The sequence below is a fragment of the Kitasatospora sp. NPDC091335 genome (genome assembly GCF_044757205.1).
Lineage (GTDB): Bacteria > Actinomycetota > Actinomycetes > Streptomycetales > Streptomycetaceae > Kitasatospora.
Genome location: NZ_JBIVUM010000012.1, coordinates 250,023 through 271,321 on the forward strand (window position 1 = coordinate 250,023; position 21,299 = coordinate 271,321).

Below are 21,299 nucleotides of genomic sequence, written 5' to 3' on the forward strand. Positions count from 1 at the left end.
ACCCCGCCGGGCCCCTCCAGCAGGGGCCCGGCGGCCGGTCACCGCGGTCCGCGCACCCGCCGTTCGACCGCCGCCGCGTCGTCCCGCAGGTAGCCCGGCTGGTCCCGCAGCCGCCGGGCCACCTTGACGTACGTCTCACGGCTGTCGCCCGTGGTCATCCGGTCCGAGGCGGCGTCGGCCAGCTCGACGACGGCCTCCACCAGCCCGGCGAGCGCCGCCAGCAGCGCCGCCTCCTCCGACTCGGGGACCTTGTCGCGGCCGCTGTCCCGCGCCTTCGGCAGCGCGTTCTCCCGCAGCTGCCGCCGCGCCTCGTCGACCGCGTCGACCATCGCCCGTACCCCACTGTCCATCGCGGCCCCCTGCTCCGTTCGCTCCTCCGGCGTACCCCGCGAGCCTTCCCGCCCCCGCTTGGGCCCAACCCGGCGCGCGACCCGCGGAGACTGCCCCTAGCGTGGTCCGGGGACCGCCCGGACACCGCCGGGCCCGGGCCCGCGACCCCCATCAGGAGGCATGCCGACCATGACCGCCAAACTCTCCGAGCTCACCGGCGACTACGTCCTCGATCCGACCCACACCCGGATCGGCTTCGTCGCCCGCCACGCGATGGTGACCAAGGTCCGCGGCGCGTTCCACCGGTTCGAGGGCTCCGCCCACCTGGACGGCAACGACCCGTCCCGCTCCACCGGCCAGGTGGTGATCAAGGCCGAGAGCATCGACACCGGCGTGGAGCAGCGCGACCAGCACCTGCGCACCAACGACTTCCTGGACGCGCCGAACTTCCCCGACATCACCTTCCGCGCCACCGCGGTCGAGGCCCGCTCCGAGACCGACTACCGGGTCACCGGCGACCTCACCATCAAGGACACCACCCGCCCGGTCACCATCGACTTCGAGTACACCGGCAACGCCGTCGACCCGTACGGCAACCTCCGGGTCGGCCTGGAGGGCTCGGTCACGATCAGCCGCAAGGAGTACGGGGTCACCTGGAACGCTGCTCTGGAGGGCGGCGGTGTCCTGGTCGGCGACAAGGTCGTCCTGGAGTTCGACATCTCCGCGATCCGCCAGGGCGGCTGACCCGGCCGAACCGCCGGAACCGGCCCGAACCCGCCGGAAACCGTTGCCCCACGCACGAGTTCACGCCGGAGCCCGGCCACCGGCGGGGCCCGCCCGGTTAGTCTCCTGTCATGCCGACAGAACACTCCCTCGCCACCGGCCAGCGCTCCCTGGGCGACCCCGCCCTCGGCTTCCCGCTCTGGCCCCCGCTCACCGCCGGCTGCCCGCGCACCGGTACCGAGGACGTCTCCTACCCCGTCGAGGTCGACTACGCCTACGACAAGGCCGACCCGGCGGCCCTGTTCGCCCCCGCCCCGGTGCGCGGCGGCCTGGAGCGCTGGGCCCCGCTGCTGCCGCCGCTGCTCGCCACCGGCCTGGGCGAGGGCACCACTCCGCTGGTGGAGATCGAACCCGGGGTGTACGTCAAGGACGAGTCCCGCAACCCCACGTGGAGCCACAAGGACCGGCTCAACCGCTGCACCACCAGCGCCGCCGTGGGCGTCGGCGCCGCCGGCATCGCGGTCGCCTCCTCGGGCAACCACGGCGCCGCGGCCGCCGCCTACGCCGCCCGCGCCGGACTGCGCTGCGTGGTGTTCACCGGCCCGGACCTCCCGCCGAACGTCGACTCCTTCCTCGACGCCTACGGCGCGGTGGTGCTCCCGGTGCCGTGGGAGGCCCGCTGGCCGCTGCTGCGCCAGGTGGTCGACCGGCTGGGCCTGCACCCGGTCAGCAACCTGACCACCACCCACACCGGGCACGCGTACGGCCCCGAGGGCTACAAGACCATCGCGTACGAGATCTTCCAGGACGTCGGCCTGCCGAGCGCGGTGTTCGTCCCCACCGGCTACGGCGAGCTCCTGTTCGGCGTCTGGAAGGGGTTCACCGAGCTGGTCCGGCTGGGTCTGGCCGACCGGGTGCCGCGCATCCACTCCTGCGAGACGGTCACCTCGGGGCCGCTCGCCCGGGCGGTCGCCGAGGGGCTGCCCGCCGCCCGCGTGACGGTCCGCCCGAGCGCGGCGTACTCGATCAACTCCCCCGTCAGCGGCTATCGCGGCGTGCTCGCGGTCCGCGAGAGCGGCGGCCGGGCGCTGACCCTGACCGACGCCCAACTCACCGACGCGAAGGAGGAGATGGCCAGGGCCGGGCTCTGGGCCGAGCTGTCCGCGGCGGCCGGCCTGGCCGGGCTGCGCAGCCTCGGCGAGCCGGACCTCTCGGACGGCCCGGTGGTCTGCGTGTCGACGTCCAGCGGCTTCAAGGACTCGGGCGTCGGCACCCGTCGCACCGATCCGGTCGCCCCCGAGTGGGACGCGGTCAGCCGGGTGCTGCGCAAGGCCGGCATCACCGGCTGAACCAAGGGTTCCCCGATCGTCGGCGGACACCCGGCGCACGCCTGCTGTTCGCCCGCCCGTCCGCCCTCGTAAGGTCGCCGTAGGGTCGGTGTTCGCCGAGCGCCAGCAGGCTGACACCCTCCGTCAACTCCCCCCGCATGTCGAAGGGTAGCCACCGTGTCGCGTCCCCTCCGCCGCCTGCTCCCGCTCGCCGTCGCCGTCGCGGCGGTGCCCGTGCTCGCCCTGCCCGCCCTCCCGGCCGGCGCGGTCTCGTACGGCACCCCGACGATCACCTTCTCGGCCGGGTACCTCTCCGGCGCGGTCGGCGCCACCGGCGACCCGACCGTGACCGTGACGGTCGCCCAGTCCGGCGCCTCGGTCTCGGCCCTGACCGTCGCCGCCTCCGCCACCACCCGCAGCGCCGTGGCCCGCACCGGCGACGTCACCGTGACCGGCACCACCGGCACCCGCACCCTCGCGGTCGCCGCCCAGGGCGTCGGCTACGCCGACCTCACCATCAAGGTCACCGGCCTCGGCGGCAAGAGCGCCACCCGCACCCTGCACTACGCCGCCTCCCCCGCCGTCCAGTCCTCCGCCACCAGCCGCTACCTGACCGGCTCCAGCGACGCCTCGGCCGCCGTGGACGCGGGCGGCGGCTACCTCGTGGTCGGCGACGACGAGTCCAACACCCTGCGCCTGTACGACCGCGACAACTCCGGTGCGCCGGTCCGCACCTGGGACTTCAGCTCGGCCCTCGGCGTCTCCAAGGAGATCGACATCGAGGGCGCCACCCGGGTCGGCAACACCATCTACTGGACCGGCTCGCTCGGCAACAACAAGGACGGCGTGGTCAAGCCGGACCGGCACACCGTCTTCGCCACCACCGTCACCGGCTCCGGCGCCGACACCCAGCTGTCCCTGGCCGGTTCGTACCACGGCCTGCGCGACGACCTGATCGCCTGGGACAACGCCCACGGCAAGCACTACGGCTTCGCGGCGGGCGCCGCCGACGGCCAGGTGCCCAAGCAGATCGACGGGTTCAACGTCGAGGGCCTGGAGTTCGCCCCCGGCAGCACCAGCACCGCGTACATCGGCTTCCGCGCGCCGCTCACCCCGGCCGTCACCGGCGGCCGGGCGCTGCTCGTCCCGGTCACCGACTTCCCCTCACTGCTGAACGGTTCGGCCTCGCACGCGACCTTCGGCGACGCGATCGAGCTGAACCTCGGCGGCCTGTCGATCCGCGACATCCGCCGCAACGACCTCGGCCAGTACCTGATCGTGGCCGGCTCCTGGTCCGCCGAGGACAACTCCGCCCCGTACGCGCTCTACCGCTGGAACGGGCAGCCCGGCTCCCAGCCGACCAAGCTGACCGACCTGCCGACCAGCGACTACGGCGCCTGGGAGGCCGTCCCGGACGTCCCGGACCTGGACGCCCCCGGCGCCCGCGCCCAGCTGATCACCGACGACGGCTCCGCCGACCTGTACGGCGACGCCACCGCCGCCAAGGACCTCACCCACCCCGAGTGGAAGAAGTCCCGCAGCACCTGGTTCACCCTGAACTGAGCGCGCGGCAGGGCCTCTTCGACGGATCCGCCGAAGAGGCCCTGCCCGTTCCCGCGGCCTCCCCCGCCGGAGGCCGCCCCGGTCAGAGCTCGACCAGCACCTTCCCCCGGCTGGCCGAGCGGTCCAGGTAGAGGCCGCGGTAGGCCGCCGGGATGCTGTCGAACCCCTGGTGCACGGTCTCCTGGTACGTCAGCTCCCCGCTGCTCACCAGGGCCCCGAGGTCCCGCCGCAGCGCGGCCCAGTTCTCCTCGGTGAACCACTCCAGCGAGAAGATGCCGCGGATCGTGGTCCGCGGGAACATGATCATCGGCAGCAGCCGCGGCCCCGCCCAGTCCCCGCCGACCTGGCTCCCCCACTGCCAGCAGACGGCCACCCGGCTCTCCACCGCGAGCATCCCGAAGACCACGTCGGTCAGCACCCCGCCGAGGCTGTCGAAGTACCGGTCGATGCCGTCCGGCGCCAGCTCGGCCAGTTCCTTCTCCAGCCGCTCGGGCTCGTCGCCGTCGCGGTACAGCAGCACCCCGTCGAAGCCCAGCTCCCACAACCGGGCCGCCTTCTCCGGCGACGCCGTGGTGCCGATCACCCGCCCGCCCCGGTGCTTCGCCAGCTGCCCGACCAGCGAACCGACCGCCCCGGAGGCACCGCTGACCAGCACCGTCGACCCCGGGCGCACGTCGAGGAACTTCTCGACCGTCCCCCAGGCCGTCATCCCCGGCCCGCCCAGGACGCCGAGCGCGGTGGTCAGCGGCAGGGTCTCGTCGTAGTGCGAGGGGTCCAGCCGGCGGAAGGCCGGGAAGACCATCGGGAAGGTGCCGGTCTGCCAGAGCCGCTGCTCGCCGTTGCTGACCAGGTGGGTGCGCCAGCCGCCGAAGCCCTGCACCAGGTCGCCGACCGCGAAGCGCGCGGCCGGCCCCGCCTCCACCACCTCCATGATCGAGTCCGCGCCCATGTGATCACCGATCGGGGTGTCCAGCGCGATGCCCTGGAGGTACGGGTCCACCGAGACGTACCGGGTGCGCAGCAGCATCTCGTCCTCGGCGAGCCCGACGTCCACCTCCTCCACGACCTTCCGGTACATCCGGTCGACGTCCGGCACACCGTCCACGTGCTCCCGGACGACCCACTTCTCGATCCTCACGAGGTGACTCCAAACTGCCGGTCGGAGGGGCCGACCGGTTCGATGAGCAGGGTGGGCAGGGGTGCGCTGTCGTCCACCTCGGCGGTGAACGGTTTGCCGTCGTCCCGGCAGATGAACTGGACGACGTGCCGGCCGGCCGCGGCCGCCCTGATCAGCCCGCCGGTGGTCGCCCAGACTCCGGATAGGTAGAAGTTCGCGAGGCCGGGCAGCCCCGGGCCGTTGCGCTTGACCTCCTCCTCCAGGGTCTCGCCGCTCTCCACGAAGGGCTGCCAGCCCAGCACCGTGCCGTTGTAGTTGCCGGTGTAGCGGACCTGGGTGAGCGGGGTGGAGACGTCCTTGACGGCCACCGCCTCGCTCAGCCCGGGGTGGTGGCAGTCCAGGAACTCGACGATGGTGTCGCGCACCCGGCGCTTCTCCCGCTGGTACTCCCGCCCCCGGCCGACCGGCAGGGTGTGCAGCTCCTCGCCGCGCCGTACCCGGGGCGTCTGCTCCGGTCCGGTGCTCAGCTCCCGCCAGGGCTCGATGTCGCAGAAGTAGCTGGCGTACACCACGGTGGTGTCGGCGGGCGACAGCTCCGGGTAGTGCCGGCTGCGGAACTGGACGTTGATGCTCGGGTGCCGGATGCCGGTGAGCCGCTCGGCGACCTCGTCCTCCAGCAGGTAGGTGGTGCACGGGTCCCCTGCGGGGAAGGGCCGGCGCAGGCCGAGGAAGACCGTCATGTAGCCGGGGAAGACCATGCCCGGCTCGGAGATGGTCTGGGTGTACAGCCGGCGGTAGGTGTCGCTCAGGTAGCGGCCCTTGAGCAGGTCCATCATGGTGGTCCGCCCGTCGCAGGCGGCCACCACGATGTCGGCCCGCACCTCCTGGCCGTCGCTCAGCCGCACCCCCACCGCCCGGTCGTCCTCGACCAGGACCTCGGTCACCTTGGTGTTGTACGTGATCTCGCCGCCCAGCCGCCGGTAGCGCTGCTCGATCGACTGCGCCAGCCCCAGCGAGCCGCCCTCCGGCACCCCGGCCGACTGCCCGGCGTGGCAGGCGAGCTGGAAGTAGTTGGGCAGCACCGGGAAGTTGGGATGCTTCTCGTACAGGATGAAGTTGAACGCCTCGCGCAGCAGCGGGCTCCTGAAGCGCGCCGAGTAGTCGCTCATCAGCACCGTGATCGAGCGCCGGATCACGTTGAAGTACGGCAGGAAGGAGGCGAGCATCCGCGTCCGCTCCCACCGGCCCATCAGTCCGACCGGCTTGAGGAAGGGGTAACGGGCCAGCGCCAGACGGAACTTGCGGAGCCCCGCGCAGAACTGCCGGATCTGCCGGGCGTCCTCCGGGGCGAGGTCCAGCAGGTGGGCCTCCAGCCGGTCCGGGTCGGAGTAGAAGTAGACCGCCCGGCCGTCCCGGGTGCGCACCACGTTGAAGACGTCGAAGTTGCGCATCCGCTTGCCCTGCAGCGCGCCGAGTTCGAGCCAGATCTGGTGCATCTCGTTGCCGGGGCCGCTGCCCAGCAGCCAGCTGATGCAGCAGTCGAAGGTGAACTCGCCGCGGTCCCAGCCGGTGCAGCAGCCGCCGGGGATCTCGTGCATCTCCAGGATCCGGGTGCGGTAGCCGTTCATCTGCGCGTAGCAGCCGGTGGACAGGCCGCCGAGCCCCCCGCCGATGATGACCATGCTCCGCCGGTCGCCGGTCGTCGTCCCGCTCACTCCGCCACTCCCACTTCCGCCACTCCCGGTTCCGGCACGCCCACGCCCGGCACGCCCGCTTCCGGCGGTCCCTCGTCGGCCGCTCCCGGTTCCGGCAGTCCCACGGTGGCCCGTCCGAGTTGCGGCAGGCGGCCCCACTTGCCCGGGTGCCAGGGTTCCCGGTTGTCGCTGGGCCAGGCCCGGAACGGCACGCCCAGCTCCCGGCAGAGGTACTGCGCGGCGAACCGGCCGCTGGTGGCGGCCCGGATCAGCCCGCCGAGCGCGGTCCACTGGCCCGCCATGGAGAAGCCGCTCAGCCCGGGCAGCCGCATCCGGTCCCGGTTGACCAGCCGGTTCGCGGCGTCCTCGGCCTCGGAGAAGGCCTGCCAGGCCAGGATGCTGCCGTAGGTGTTGCCGGTGAACCGCTCGGTGGTCACCGGTGAGGCGACGTCCACGAGTTCGATCCGCCGGCCGAGCCCGGGGTACGTCCGCTCCAGGAACTCCCGGACGAACACGGCGACTTCCTGCTTGCGGGCCCGGTACGCCCGGCGGTCGCCGGTCCGCAGGTCCTTCCAGGAGCGGTAGTCGCTGAAGTAGGTGCAGTGCAGCACCGACTTGCCCGGCGGCGCGAAGCCGTCCGCGTAGGAGGAGCGCAGCTGCACCACCAGGCTGCGCTGGAGCGTGCCGGGCAGCCGGTCGCCGTCCTCAGGGGACAGCAGGTAGGTGGTGCTGTGCGGCTCGCCCTCGGGCAGCGGGCCGTCGATGCCGACGAAGGCGGAGACCACCGCCGGGTAGAGGTTGCCCGGCTTGTCGAGCAGTTCGCCGTACAGCTTCTCGGTGGCGGGGCTGGAGTAGCGGCCCTCCAGCAGCCGGTCGAGCACCGTCGGGCCGTCGCAGGCGGCCACCACGTGGTCGGCGTAGTGCCGTGAGCCGTCCTTGAGTTCCACCCCGATCGCGCGCCCGTCCTCGATCAGGATGCGCTCGGCCCGGCGGCGGTAGCCGATCACCCCGCCGAGCGAGGTGTAGCGCTCCTCCACCGAGCGGGCCAGCCCGAGCGAACCGCCCTGCGGGAAGCCCGCGTTGCCGTTGTGCGCGGCCGCCAGGGTGTACAGGTACGGCAGCAGCGGGAAGCCCGCGGGCTCCTGGAGGAACATGTTGGGGAAGGCCCGCCGCAGCAGCGGGTCCTGGAAGCGCTCGGCGAAGCCGCTCATCGGGGTGGTGGCGGTGCGCCAGAACAGCCGGAACGCGGGCAGCACGGCGCGCAGGGTGCGCAGCCGTTCCGCCGTGGTGCGCAGCGGCGGCGGGGTGAGGTCCCAGGGCAGCTCGGTCGCGGCGAAGCGGCGCAGGTCCCGGCAGAAGGCCCGGATCGGCTTGGCGTCGCCGGGCGCGACGGCCAGCAGGTGGGCCTCCAGCCGGTCCGGGTCGCCGTAGAAGGTGACGGCCCTGCCGTGTTCGTCGACCACCCGGTTGAAGGTGTCGAAGAGGGTCACCGACTTGCCGTCCAGGGCGCCGAGTTCGCTCCAGACCTGGTGTGCGCCGGTGCCCTCGGCGGTGCCGATCAGCCAGTCGATGCAGTAGTCGAAGAGGTAGCCGTGCCGGGACCACGCGGTGCAGCAGCCGCCGGGCAGCACGTGTTTCTCGAAGATCCGGGTCTCCAGGCCGCTCATCTGCGCGTAGCAGCCGGTGGCGAGGCCGGCCAGGCCGGCCCCGATCACGATGACCCGGGGCGGGCCGCCGGGGGCCCGCTCCCTGGTGGACCAGTCGGGTCCGCGGTCAGCCACGGGCATCGGTGGTGCCCCCGGCCAGGATGGCGCCCGCCAGTTCGGCGTTGCGGGCCGCGAAGTCCCCGTCGAGCATCTCGGCGTGGACGCCGTGGCCGACGTACACCGCGGTTCCGGTGGTGGAGGCGCCGTGCCAGGAGCCCGGTTCGCCGCCCACGTGCACGGACAGCCGCTCGCGTTCGCAGACCACGTCCAGCTGGGCCGTCACCGTGCCGGTGTTGGGCGTGCGGCTGCAGAACTCCAGGTAGTCCCTGGCCTGTTCGAGGGTCTCCCGGGCGACGATCCGCGAGCCGGTGTGGCGGTGCAGGTGCTCGTGGAGTTCGCGTTCGAAGACGGCCAGGTGTTCCTCGCCGAGGTCGAAGGCCTCGGTGACCCGGTAGGCGTCCACCATCAGCACCGAGCCGACGGCGCGTCCGCGCCGTTCCAGTTCCTTGGCCACCTCGAAGGCCAGGTTGCCGCCGAGCGAGTAGCCGAGCAGGACGTACGGCCCGGAGGCGTGCAGCTGCTCGACCAGGTCCGCGTAGCGGGCCGTCTTGTCGTCGCCGGTCAGGTAGTTGAACGCGGCGATCCGGTGCTCGGGCAGGTGCGCGGCGAGCTGCCGGTAGACCAGCCCGTGGCCGCCGGCCGGCGGGAAGCAGAAGACCGTGCGGTCCTCGGGTGCCTCGGGGTTGAACCGGAGGTAGGGCTCGCCGCCGGCCACCTCGCCGGTGATGATCTGCTCGACGGTGCGGGCCATGCCGTGCAGGGTGGTGACCTTGAACAGCAGGCCGACCGGGATGGCGATGTTGAACTCGCTCTGGAGGTGGTGGATCAGTTCGATGAGCCGGATCGAGCTGCCGCCGAGCTCGAAGAAGTCGTGCTGGAGACCGACTTCCGCCAGGCCGAGGAGGTTCTTCCAGTGCTCGGCGACGCTGGTCTCGTAGAGCGTGACGGGCGGTTCGTGCCGGGCCCCCGCGGTGTCGGCCTTCGGTTCGGGCAGCGCCGCGAGATCCACCTTGCCGTTCGGGGTGAGCGGCAGGGCGGGCAGCTCGGTGAGGTAGGAGGGGATCATCACGGTGGGCAGGTGCTCGGCCAGGTGGCGGCGCAGTTCGCGGCGGTCCAGTGTGGTGCCCTCGGCGGGCACCACGTAGGCGGCGAGCACGGCCTCGCCCCTGGTGTCCTGGCGGACCGCCACGCAGGCCTGGGCGAGTTCGGGGCGGGCGGTGAGGTGGGCCTCGATCTCGCCCAGCTCGATCCGGTGGCCGCGGACCTTGACCTGGTTGTCGATCCGGCCGAGCAGGTGCACGGTGCCTTCGGTGTCCCAGTGGCCGAGGTCGCCGGTGCGGTAGAGCCGCAGGGGCGTGCCGTCGGGTTCCAGGGTGACGAAGCGGCCGGCGGTCTGCTCGGGGTCGTTGGGGTAGCCGGCGGCGACGCCGGCGCCGCCGATCCACAGCTCGCCGGGCACGCCCACCGGGACGGGCTCGCCGTAGGGGTCGAGGATGTACACCGCGCTGTTCGGGAACGGCCGGCCGATCGGCACCATCCGGCCGGGTTCCAGCCGCTCGGCCGCGCCCTCGTAGTAGGTGCTGTCGACGCTGGCCTCGGTCAGTCCGTAGGAGTTGACCAGCCTGGTCCGCGGGCCGCACAGGGCGCGCACCCGCCGGTGCTCGGCGGCCTTCCAGGAGTCGGATCCGACGATCAGCAGCCGCAGGAAGTCCAGCGTCAGGCCGTCGCGCTCGCAGTGCGCCAGCAGCGCGCGGGCCACCGCGGGCACGAACTCGCCGCCGTCCACGGCCTCCTCGCGCATCACCCGGTACAGCCGGGCGGTGTCGAAGAGCAGCTCGCGGTCGACCAGTACGAGGGTGCCGCCGGTGCTGAGCGCCCGGGCGAGGTCGCCGGAGAACACGTCGAAGGCGGTGCCGGCCATCTGGAGGTGCACCCGGACGTCGGTGTCCAGCCGGTACTCGGCGCGCCAGCCCGCGGTGACGGCGGCCAGGTTGCGGTGGTCGACCCTGACCCCCTTCGGGCGGCCGGTGGAGCCCGAGGTGTGGATCACGTAGGCGGCCCGGTCCGGGTCGGCGGCGGGCAGCGGCACCGCGGTGCCCGCGGGCCGGTCCAGCTCCTCCAGGGTGACCGGCGTGGCGGGCAGCGCGGCCGGCAGCGGGCGCCGCTGGTCGACCACCACCAGCGCGGCTCCCGCGTCGGCCACCTGGTGGGCGATCCGGTCGGCCGGGTGGCCGGGGTCGAGCGGCAGGTAGGCGGCGCCGGCCCGCCAGATCGCCAGCAGGACGGTGATCAGCTCGGGTGACTTGTCCAGGCAGACCGCGACCACCGAGCCCTCGCCGACGCCGAGTTCGCGCAGCCGTACGGCGGTGCGCTGGGAGCGCCGGTCCAGTTCCCCGTAGGTCAGCCGGCGGATCCGGTCCCGGCCCGGCGCGACCACGGCGATGGCCTCCGGCCGCTCGGCGGCGGCCTTGGCGATCAGCTCCGGCACCGGGGTGTCGTGCTCGATCCGGCGTTCGGCACCGCTGAAGCCGGTGAGGATCTCGCGGCGTTCGGCCTCGCCCAGCATCCGCAGCCGTCCGACCGGCTCCGCCCCGGCCGAGCGGGTCATGGCGTCCAGCAGGTTGCGGTAGTGGGCGGCGAGCCGTCGGACGGTGGCGGGCTCGAAGAGGTCGGAGTTGTACTTGAAGACGCAGTGGAAGCAGTCGTCCGCGCGGTCCTCGTAGGCGGACAGTGTGAGGTCGAACTGCCCTTCCTCCTCCGGAAGTTCGATGTACTCCAGGCGGTAGCCGAAGCGCTCCACGGCGACCTTGTGGGTGAGCAGGATGAACATCGCCTGGAACACCGCGGAGCGGCTCGGGTCGTGCTGGAGCCCCAGCTGCTCGACCAGCAGCGGGAAGGGGTACTCCTGGTTGTCCAGACCCCCGAGCACGCTCTCGCGCACCCTGGCCAGCAGCTCGGCCACCGTCGGCTCCCCCGCCAGACTCACGTGCAGCGGCAGGGGGTTGACGAAGTAGCCGTAGACGGAGGCGAACTCCTCCTGGGTGCGGCCGGTGACCGGGCTGCCGACCACGACGTCCGGCTGCCCGGACCACCGGTGCAGCAGCAGGTAGTAGGCGCCGAGCAGCACCATGAACGGGGTGGCTCCGTTCGCGCGGGCCAACTCGTGGACCCTGGAGGTGAGTTCGGCGTCCAGCCGGAAGAACTCGGAGGCGCCGTTGTGGGTCTGCACGGCCGGGCGCGGCTTGTCGGTGGGAAGCGCCAGCACCGGCATCCCGGCCGGCAGGCGTTCGCGCCAGTAGTCGAGCATCCGCCGCGCCTCGGGCCCGGCCAGGAAGCGGTTCTGGTGGTTGAGGAAGTCCAGGTAGCGGGCGGGCACCGGGGGCAGTTCCGGGGCGCGGCCCTGGCGCAGCGCCTCGTAGACCTCGAACAGCTCCTCGATGAAGGTGAAGGTGGAGATCGCGTCCGAGACGATGTGGTGGACGGCCTTCATCAGTACCCAGCGGTCCGGCCCGCGCCGGAACAGCCGCAGCCGCACCAGCGGGTCCTCGGCGAGGTCGTACGGCCGCCGGTACTCGCTGACGATCAGCTCGTGGATCTCCTCCCACGGCCGGCCCTCGACGTCGAACAGCCCGGTGTCGGCCTCGGCCTCGGCCCGGATGTGCTGGACGGGGCGGCCCTCCTCCGCGGTGAAGGCGGCGCGCAGCTCGGGGTGCCGGGCGACCAGGAAGCGGAAGGCCGCGAACATCAGCTCCGGGTCGAGCTCCGCGCGCACCTCGACGGCGCCGCCGATGTTGTACGCGAAGCCGTCCGGGTGCAGCAGGCGCAGGAACCAGAGCGCCTGCTGGTTGTGGGTGAGCGGGTGGCGGGACTCGTCGGTGTACAGCTCCACCTCGGCCTCGGCCGGGCCGCCGTCGGTGGCGAGCCGCTCGGCCAGGCCCTCGGTGAGCAGGTCGGCCAGGTCGCCGACGGTGCCGTTGCCGAGCAGGGCCACCACCGGCAGGGCGACGCCCAGTTCGCCGTGCACCCGGGCGCGCAGCTCCATCGCGAGCAGCGAGTCCAGGCCGTGGGCGCCGAGCCTGGTGTCCCGGTCGATCCGCTCGGCACCGATCCGCAGGACGGCCGCGGCGGCGGCGGTGAGCCGCTCGGTGACCAGTTCGGACCGGGTCTGCGGGTCGGCCGCGCGGTAGGCGTCCAGGAAGCCGCCGGTCTCGGCCGGGGCCTGCTCGGCGGCGTTCGCCGCCAGGTCGGCGACCAGCGGCGGCGGCGCCGGGTACCAGGCGAGGAAGGTCGGCCAGTCGACCACGGTGGCGACCAGCAGCTGGGCGCGGTCCTGGCCGAGGACGCGCTCCAGGACGGCCGTTCCGGCGTCCGGCGGCAGCGAGCTCATGCCGCGGGCGTCGCGGTAGTGGGCGACCAGGCCCAGTTCCTCGATCATGCCGGTGGCCCAGGGGCCCCAGTCCAGGCTGAGCCCGGGCAGCCCGTCGGCCCTGCGGTGGTGGGCGAGGGCGTCCAGGAAGGCATTGCCGGCCGCGTAGTTGGTCTGCCCCGCGGTGGTGAGCAGCGAGGCGACGGAGGCGAAGAGCACGAAGTGGTCGAGCGGTTCGTCGCTCAGCAGCCGGTGCAGCAGGTGGCCGCCGACCACCTTGGGGGTGTAGCCGGCGTCGAAGGACGGCCGGTCCATCTGGGCCAGCAGGGTGTCCTTGACCTGCCCGGCGAGGTGGAACACGCCCCGGATCGGCGGGCGCTGGCGCTGCCGGTAGTCGGCGAGCCAGTCCGCGAGGGCGGCCTCGTCGGTGACGTCCACCGGGGCGATCAGCGGTTCGGCGCCGAGCGCCTGGAGTTCGCGCAGGAAGGCGATCCGCTCGCCGGCCGGGGTGTCCGGGTCGGTGTGCGCCCACTGGGAGCGCTCGGGCAGCGCGGTGCGGCCGACCAGGATCAGCCGCCGGGCGCCGCGCCGGACGAGGGTGCGGCAGAGCAGCCGGCCGAGGGCGCCGAAGGCCCCGGTGACCAGGTAGCTGCCGTCGGGGCGCAGGACCGGCGGCAGCGGGCGGGTGAGGCCCTCGGCCTGCCGCAGCCGGCTGGTGAGCCTGGCACCGGCCCGCAGCGCGATCTCCTGCTCGTCGTGGGCGGCGAGTTCGGCGAGCAGTGCCTCGGCCTGGTCGGCGGCGCCGACGGCCGGGTCGAGGTCGATCAGGGTGCCGCGCTGGGCGACCAGCTCCTGCTGCCACAGCACCCGGCCGATGCCCCAGGCGGGGGCGCCGAGCGGTTCGACCCGGTCGCCGGGGACGGCGGGCTGGGTGCCCCGGGTGACGATGTGCAGCCGGCCGTCCGGGCGGGCGGCGGGCAGGGCCTGGGCGAGGGTGATCAGGGAGTAACCGCCGAGGGCGGCGAGCGGGCCGAGCCGGTCCGCGGCGGTGGCGGCCAGCGCGGGCTGGTCGAGGTTCCAGAGGTGGACGACGGTGCCGAAGCCCGGGCCGAGGTCGGCGAGCAGCCGCTGGACGTCCTCGGCGGAGTCGGGCCGTACGGTCGAGTGCCCGTCGCCGTGCCGGTACCCGGTGCCGGGCCTGACCAGGTGGCAGCGGGTGCCGCGCTCGGCGGCCAGTGCGGCCAGCCGCTCGGCGAGACCGCCCTCGTCGGCGAAGAGCAGCAGGTCGCCGACGGTCCCCTCGGTGGCCGGCTCGGGTGCGGCCACCCAGGCGACCTCGGTGAGCCAGCCGTCGATGGTGGCGAGCCCCACGGAGGCCGGGGCCTGGGCGACGTCGGCGACCCGGAAGCCGGTGATCCTGCCGACCGGGGTGCCGTCCTCGGCGTGGAGCGCGAGGTCGCCGACGAGTTCCTCGCCGCTGTCCCGGGTGACGGTGGCGTGCACCCACAGCGGGCGGTCGCCGATCTCGTCGAGCCTGACCTCCTCGATCGAGACCGGCAGCCGGACGCTGCCGTCCTCGGGCGCGTCCAGCCGGGTGGCGAGCAGGGCCTGGAAGCAGCCGTCCAGCAGCACCGGGTGCAGGTGGTGGCCGGCCGCGTCCGGGCCGAGCTGTCCGGTCGGCCGGATCCGGGCGAGCGCCTCGCCCCGGCCCGTCCACACCTCGGCGACGGTCTGGAAGGCCGGTCCGTAGTGGTAGCCGCGCTCGGCCAGCTGCCGGTAGCAGTCCGGCCCGTCGAGGTGCCGTCCGCGGGCGCGCAGCGCGTCCACGTCCAGGGCGGGCCCGTACGAGCGGCGCTGGCCGGTGCGGACCCGGCCGCTCGCGTGCACGCCCGGCTCGCCGCCGGCCGGGGTGGAGGTGACGGTGAAGCGGGCGTCCTCGGGCGCGTAGCCGAACTGGACCGGGACGGGCTCGGTATCGGAGAGGAACAGCGCCCGGTTCAGCTCGATCTCGGCCAGCGTCACGTCGGTGCCGCCGGTCAGGGTACGGACGGCCTGGGCGGCCATCTCCAGGTACCCGGCGGCCGGGAAGACCACCTGGCCCTCGATCCGGTGGTCGCTCAGGTAGGGCAGCCGCTCGGGGTCGAGCGCGCTGGTCCAGCCTGGCTGGGCGCTCGCGGTGCGGCGGCCGAGCAGCGGGTGGTCGAGCCGTCCGAGCCGGACCTGCTCGACCGGCTTGGGCTCCACCCAGTAGCGGTCGCGCCGCCACGGGTAGGCGGGCAGTGGCACCGGGCGGCCGGCCGGGTGCAGCGCGTTCCAGCTCAACTCGACGCCGAGGGTGTGGAGTTCGGCAAGGCTGCGGGCGAAGCGCTCGGGCTCGTCCTGTTGCCGGCGGATCGACGGGAGGGTGTGCGTCTGCTCGGCGCACTCACGGATCGCGTGGCCGAGCACCGGGTGCGGGCCGAGCTCCAGGAACAGCCCGTGCCCGTCCTCGGCCATCCGCTCGACGGCGGCCCGGAAGCGCACCGGGTTGCGGACGTTCTGCCACCAGTACGCGCCGTCCAGCTCCGGCCCGCGGGCGAGCCCCTCGCGGGCGGTCAGGTAGAGCGGGAGCCGCGCCTCCTGCGGCTTGATGACGGTGAGCGCGGCGACCAGTTCGTCCCGGATCGGGTCCATCCGCACGCTGTGGTAGGGGACTTCGACGTCCAGCAGGCGGGCGAAGACGCCCTGCTGCCGCAGTTCCCCGGCCAGCTCGCGCAGCGCCTCGGTGTCCCCGGCCAGGGTCACCGCGGAGGGGCTGTTGACCGCGCCGAGCGAGACCTGGCTGCGGTACGGGCGGATCCGGCGCTCGGCCTCGGCCTCCGGCAGGCCGACCGCGAGCATGGTGCCGGTGCCGGCCAGGCGCTGCTGGAGCCGGCTGCGGGCGAGCACCACCCGCACGGCGTCGGCCAGGTCGTACACCCCGGCCTCGTGGAAGGCGGCGACCTCGCCGGTGCTGTGGCCGACGACCGCGTCGGGGCGCAGGCCGTGGCTCCGCCAGAGCGCCGAAAGCCCCACCTGGACGGCGAAGTTGGCGGGCTGGGCGAGCCAGGTCTCGGCCATCCTGGAGTCCGCCTCGTCGCGGCCCAGCTCGGTCAGCAGCGACCAGCCGGCCTGCGCGCGGATCTCCCGGTCGACGGCCTGCACGGCCTCGCGGTAGACCGGCTCGTGCTCGTGGAGCCCCCGGCCCATCCCCCACCACTGCGGGCCCATGCCGGTGAACACCCAGGCCAGGCGGCGCTGCCGGCGCTCCCTGGCGCGGCCCTGGACCACCCGCGGGTGCTCCTCGCCGCGCTCGCACGCGGCCAGCGCCTCGTCCAGGTCCTCCCGGGTGGAGTAGACCACGCCGAGCCGCTCGGGCAGGTGCTGGCGGCGGTGCGCCAGGGTGTGGCCGAGGTCGGCCAGGGACGTCCCGCCGGCCAGCTCCTGCCGTACGGCGGCGGCCAGTTCGGGCAGTCCCGCGGTGTCCTTGGTGCTCAGCGGCAGCACCGTACGGGCCGGCTCGGCCACCGGCACGACGGGGCCCGCCTGCGGCGGTTCCTCCAGCAGGACGTGGGCGTTGGTGCCGCCGAACCCGAAGGAGTTGACGCCGGCCCTGGCCGGGCCCCGGTGCTCGGGCCACTCGACCGGGGCGGTCGGGATCTCGAACGGCAGCGCGGCCAGGTCGATGCCGGGGTTGGGCCGCTCCAGGTTGAGGTGCGGCGGGATGCGGCGGTGCCTGAGCGCGAGCGCGGTCTTGATCAGCCCGGCGACGCCGGCCGCCGCCTCGGTGTGCCCGATGTTGGTCTTCACCGAGCCGACGTAGCAGCGGTCCCCGGCGCGGCGGCCGATGCCGAGCACCCGGCCGAGGGCCGCGGCCTCGATCGGGTCGCCGACCGGGGTGGAGGTGCCGTGCGCCTCGACGTACTGGAGACTGCCGGGCAGCACCCCGGCCTCGGCGCAGACCCGTTCGATCAGGGTGACCTGGGCGTCCGCGCTGGGGACGGTGATGCCGTTGGTGCGGCCGTCCTGGTTGACGCCGCTGCCGAGGATGACGGCGTGCACCGGGTCCCCGTCGCGCAGCGCGTCGGAGAGCCGCTTGAGCACGACCACACCGACGCCCTCGGCCCGGACGTAGCCGTCGGCGGAGGCGTCGAAGGCGCGCGAGCGGCCGTCCGCGGACAGGAAGCCGCCCTTGGTCTCGGCGATCGTGTACTGCGGCGCCATGTGCAACAACGCACCGCCGGCCAAGGCGAGTTCGGTCTCGCCGCGGAGCAGGCTCTGGCAGGCCAGGTGCACCGCGACCAGGGAGGAGCTGCACGCGGTGTCGATCGAGACGCTCGGCCCGCGGAAGTCGAAGCAGTGCGAGATCCGGTTGGACACCATCGTCATCATGGTGCCGGTGGCGGTGTGCGCGGCGATGGTGTCGAAGGCGAGGTCGGCGAACTGGAGGATCTTCCAGTCGAGGGTGAAGGCGCCCATGTAGACGCCGACCTCCCGGCCGGCCAGTGCGCCGGGGCGCAGGCCGCCGTCCTCCAGGGCCTCCCAGCTGACCTCCAGGAGCTTGCGCTGCTGCGGGTCCATGTGCTCGGCCTCGCGCGGGCTGATCCCGAAGAAGTCCGGGTCGAAGGTGTCGAATCCGTCGATGTAGCCGCCCCGGCCGCCGATCAGCCGCCCCGGCTTGGCCCGGTCCCTGCTGCCCAGGGTCGCGGTGTCGTAGCGGTCGGCTGGCGTCTCGGTGAGACAGTCCCGGCCCTCGATCAGGTTGCGCCAGTAGGAACGGTGGTCGTTGGCGTGTCCCGGCAGGCGGCAGCCGATACCGGTGATCGCGATGCGCTCGCGGGGCACGGCGAAGGGCGAGGAAGTCATGATCCAATCCGAGGGTGATGGCGTGGCGCCGGGGACGCGGTCAGGTGGAGGCGGCCTCGCGGGCCGGGGTTTCAGGCGGACTGCTCGGTGGTCTTGGCCCGGCGCCACGGGTGCAGCAGAGTGGCGCCGAACTCCCCGGTGGCGGGGAACGCGGCCGGGTCGGTGAGGCCGACGGCCTTCGGCACTCTGCCGGGCCGCCAGGTGAAGCTCCCGAACACGTGATCCCAGAGCGAGAGGTCGGAGGCGTAGTGGCCGGCTTCGGCGAGGTCGGTGCTGTGGTGCAGGCGGTGGAGTTCCGGGCCGGCCAGGATATGGCCGAGCGGGCCGATTCGGACTTCGATGTTCGCGTGGACGAAATACCCCTGAGCCAGGACGAATATTCCGACCACGAACACTGAATCCGGTGAGAAGCCGATGAGCGCCAGCGACAGTTGGACCACGGACTGCGCGGCGAACACGTCCAGGAAATGATTCACGCCGTTGTTCGAGACGTTCACCTTCCCCGGGACGTGGTGCACCCCGTGCAGCCGCCAGAGCCACCGGTTGCGGTGGGACCAGCGGTGCACGAGGTAGTCGCCGAGCGAGCCGACCAGCAGCGCGAGTGGGATCTCCACCGCGAACGGCAGCGCCGGACGGGCCGGGCCGAGCAGTACCACCAGCGTCGCGACCAGCCCCTGGGCCAGTCCGCCGCCGACCATGCTCAGCGCGAAGTAGACGCTGTACCAGCCGAGTTCGCGACGATTCGGATGCCAGTCGGTCCGGTACGGGATGACCCGTTCCAGGACCGCCAGGTAGGCGATGACGGCGATCAGAAAGAGCGAGGAGACCCGGTCCGTCGCCCAGTGGAAGTGCAGGGTCGCAACGGCCGTGCACAGCACACCCAGGAGCAGGAGCGGATGGGCGAGCCGGCGGGCAATGGCTGACAGCACGCGCCCCCCGTTCTTCGCGAACTAACGACTGGAAACGTCAGAGACTCTAGCGGCAGATCTGCGTCGTGACAGTCATTCGACGTGTTAACTCCATGAATGACCCGATCGGCGGACTATACGCGCACAAAGTTGACGTTTGGGCGGCGCAAAGGGGGCGCATTGTGTGAATTACGCGGGAGTTGCCGGGGTGCGACCGCCGTCGTTCCAGCAGGTGAGCGCCGTCGCACGCCCCTTCTGCGCCGCCCTGCGCCGCCCTCGTTCCGGCCAACCGGGCACCGGACGTCACGGTCCCCAGGACGGCCGTCGGTCAGGAGCGGGCCGGTTCCGTCAACCGGTGTGCGGCGCGGGGCGCGTGCGCCGCGAGACGGTCGCGCAGACCGCGCAGCTCGTACTCGACGAGCGCGGGCAGGGCGGTGGCCCCGGTCGCCTCCAGGGCGGGGGCGAGCAGTTCGACGGCCGCCTCCGGATCGTGCGCGCAGACCAGGCAGTCGGCCGCCCGGACGACGAAGAGCAGTCGGCTGGACGGCAGTTGGTTCGGGCCGAGCAGGCCGAGGGCGGTCTCGGTGGCGCGCAGCGCCCGGCGGGCCAGCCGGGGGTCGTCGGTGGCCGCGGCGAGGTCACGCAGCGCGGCCGCCGCGGCGGACTCCACCCGCATCCGCATCGAGGCGATGGAGAGCCAGGGCACGTCGGCCTCGTCCTCCGCTCCGATGTGGTCCAGGTGCGCCCGGGCCAGCCCGATCTCCCGGACGGTCGCCCTGACCTCCCCGGTCAGGGCGTACGCCCTGGCCCGACTGATCCGGCCCATCGCGCCGGCCCAGGGCCGGCCGGGGGCGGCCCGTTCGATCTCGCCCGCGTAGCCGAGGGCGGCGACCGGATCGCCGTCCAGCCGGGCCAGGATGCTCATGTCGCTGAGCGTGCCGACCAGGGTGGCCCGGTCGGAGGCCAGCCCGGCCCAGGTGAGCGCGCGGTCGTAGCAGGCCATCGCGGTGGCGTTGCGGCCGTCCTGCATCCGCAGTGCGCCCGCCGCGTGGGAGTGCTCGGCGGCCAGCCGGACCAGCGGTCCGCGCTGCGCGGCGGGGGCGGCGGCCAGCCGGGCGAGCACGGCGTGCAGGGTGCGCTCGACGGCGGCGGCCAGGCCGAGCCGGTCGCCGGTCTCGCCGGAGCGCAGGTGGGCGGCGAGCAGCCCGGTCAGGGCGTGCACGGTCTCGGCGTCCAGCGGGCGCGCGGCGGCCGGGTCGGCGAGCGCCCCGGGGGCGCAGAACTCGGCGTGCAGGGCGGCGACTTCGGCGGGCCCGGGGACCTCGCAGCCCTCGGCGCCGTGGAGCGGGCAGAGCAGGCCGTAGTCGGGCAGCCGCGGCGGAGCGGGGGCCGGCATGGGGACGGGCGTGCCGAGCGGCGCCCCGCCGGGCAGCGGGGGCCGGAGCAGCGCGGGCTGGAGGGCCTCCAGCCCGCCCAGTTCGGCGCTCTCGGCACGCTGGCAGGCCGCGCTCAGCTCGCCACCGGCTCCGAGGAGCTCGTCGATCCGGTCGGCGATCCTGGGGGTGACCCGGCGGGCGCCGTGCTCGATCCGGCTGACCGCGGTGTGGTCGTAGCCGATCCCGGCACCGAGCTGTGCCTGGGTGAGGCCGGCCCGGCGCCGCCAGTGCCGCAGCCGGGCGCCGAACTCCCGCCAGGTGTCCTGCCCCCGGCCGGTCGGCGGTGCCGGAACCCCTGTCGCGGGGGTCACACGGTTCCGCTCCACGGCTGCCTCCCGGGCGCGTCGTCCCCGGCCGGGCGCGGGGCCCGCCGACGGTTCCAGTGATTCCGACGACTCCGATGATGAGGACGGTACTCGATCGCCACCCACCCCGTACATGACGTGGTCTCAACCACTTGAAGAAAACCGCAGCTTGACGGAATTTGCCAACCCCTTGCATCGCGTGCACCAGCCATTGACCAGAGCATGACGCCGTGTGAGTGTTCGGGCACCCGAGCGCGGACGGCCCGCACGGCCGTCCCCCCAGACGCGACCCTGCGGTGCGCCACCAGCCATACCGTCCGCGGTCGAGGACCCCCACATGCGAGGAGCCTCGATGCAACGCAGGATTACCGCAGGAAGGTTGCTGACCACGGCAACCACCCTGACCGTGCTGGCCGGCATGTTCGCCGCCACCGCGGGGCCGGCCACCGCCGCGCCCACCCCCGCCACCGCGCCGCCCAGCGCTCTGGCCGCCGCCGTGAACGCCGCCGACGCCGCGGTCGCGGCCGGTTTCGACGCCCTGGCCAAGGGCACCGACGAGACGTACGAGCGCACGAACGTCACCCCGTGGGTCGGCGGCCTCTACTCCGTCGCCTACGAGCGCAGCTACCGCGGCCTGCCGGTGGTCGGCGGCGACGCGGTCGTGCTGGCCGACTCCCAGGGCACCGTCCGCGCCCTGCAGTCCGCCGCCCCCGGCCCGGTCGGCGGCTCCACCACGGCGCAGGTCAGCGCGGCGCAGGCGGAGAAGACCGCCCGGACCAAGCTGGCCTCGGTGGACTCCGTCGAGTCCCGCCGCCTGGTCGTGCGGGTCAAGGACGGCGGCAGCCGCCTGGCCTGGGAGACCGTCCTGGCCGGCCACAA

Annotated in this window: 10 protein-coding genes and 1 pseudogene; 4 read left to right on the plus strand and 7 right to left on the minus strand. The window is 73.6% G+C overall.

Translation table 11 applies throughout. The annotated features are described in order from the left end of the window. Window positions 1–38 precede the first annotated feature (38 nt). Entirely contained in the window at window positions 39–350 is a 312-nt protein-coding gene (locus ACIQOW_RS25090; protein ID WP_401088508.1) for a hypothetical protein, read from the minus strand. A 169-nt stretch (window positions 351–519) separates the two neighbouring features. Between ACIQOW_RS25090 and ACIQOW_RS25095 the strand changes: the two genes are divergently transcribed. The 3 genes from ACIQOW_RS25095 to ACIQOW_RS25105 all read left to right on the plus strand — a co-directional run bounded on the left by ACIQOW_RS25095 (window position 520) and on the right by ACIQOW_RS25105 (window position 3,944). After that, on the plus strand, window positions 520–1,074 hold the full coding sequence (locus ACIQOW_RS25095; RefSeq protein WP_401088510.1) for a YceI family protein: 555 nt from the start codon (window positions 520–522) through the stop codon (window positions 1,072–1,074). A gap of 110 nt (window positions 1,075–1,184) precedes the next feature. Beyond that, complete coding sequence (locus ACIQOW_RS25100; protein WP_401088512.1) at window positions 1,185–2,402, plus strand: pyridoxal-phosphate dependent enzyme; 1,218 nt, start codon at window positions 1,185–1,187, stop codon at window positions 2,400–2,402. A gap of 156 nt (window positions 2,403–2,558) precedes the next feature. Then, the gene (locus tag ACIQOW_RS25105) at window positions 2,559–3,944 is read left to right on the plus strand and encodes a hypothetical protein (RefSeq protein ID WP_401088513.1); all 1,386 of its coding nucleotides are present in this window, start codon (window positions 2,559–2,561) and stop codon (window positions 3,942–3,944) included. 82 nt (window positions 3,945–4,026) lie between these two features. On the opposite strand, the gene ACIQOW_RS25110 is transcribed toward ACIQOW_RS25105, so the two are convergent. The 6 genes from ACIQOW_RS25110 to ACIQOW_RS25135 all read right to left on the minus strand — a co-directional run bounded on the left by ACIQOW_RS25110 (window position 4,027) and on the right by ACIQOW_RS25135 (window position 20,426). Then, complete coding sequence (locus ACIQOW_RS25110) at window positions 4,027–5,082, minus strand: zinc-binding dehydrogenase (RefSeq protein ID WP_401088514.1); 1,056 nt, start codon at window positions 5,080–5,082, stop codon at window positions 4,027–4,029. After that, a complete protein-coding gene (locus ACIQOW_RS25115; RefSeq protein ID WP_401088532.1) occupies window positions 5,079–6,743 on the minus strand; it encodes a phytoene desaturase family protein in 1,665 nt (554 codons plus the stop codon). Before ACIQOW_RS25115 ends, ACIQOW_RS25110 begins: the two co-directional genes overlap by 4 nt. 29 nt (window positions 6,744–6,772) lie before the next feature. Then, window positions 6,773–8,542: a phytoene desaturase family protein gene (locus ACIQOW_RS25120; protein ID WP_401088516.1), complete on the minus strand. Its 1,770-nt coding sequence runs from the start codon at window positions 8,540–8,542 to the stop codon at window positions 6,773–6,775. Further along, the gene (locus ACIQOW_RS25125) at window positions 8,529–17,771 is read right to left on the minus strand and encodes an amino acid adenylation domain-containing protein (protein ID WP_401088518.1); all 9,243 of its coding nucleotides are present in this window, start codon (window positions 17,769–17,771) and stop codon (window positions 8,529–8,531) included. The genes ACIQOW_RS25120 and ACIQOW_RS25125 overlap by 14 nt, the downstream gene beginning before the upstream one ends. Before the next feature lie 71 nt (window positions 17,772–17,842). Then, window positions 17,843–18,700, minus strand: a complete 858-nt coding sequence (locus ACIQOW_RS25130; RefSeq protein WP_401088520.1) for a sterol desaturase family protein — start codon at window positions 18,698–18,700, stop codon at window positions 17,843–17,845. A 307-nt stretch (window positions 18,701–19,007) separates the two neighbouring features. Next, a complete protein-coding gene (locus tag ACIQOW_RS25135) occupies window positions 19,008–20,426 on the minus strand; it encodes a helix-turn-helix domain-containing protein (protein ID WP_401088522.1) in 1,419 nt (472 codons plus the stop codon). A gap of 373 nt (window positions 20,427–20,799) precedes the next feature. Between ACIQOW_RS25135 and ACIQOW_RS25140 the strand changes: the two are divergent. Next, window positions 20,800–21,299, plus strand: a pseudogene (locus ACIQOW_RS25140) (peptidase M28); the annotation flags it as partial.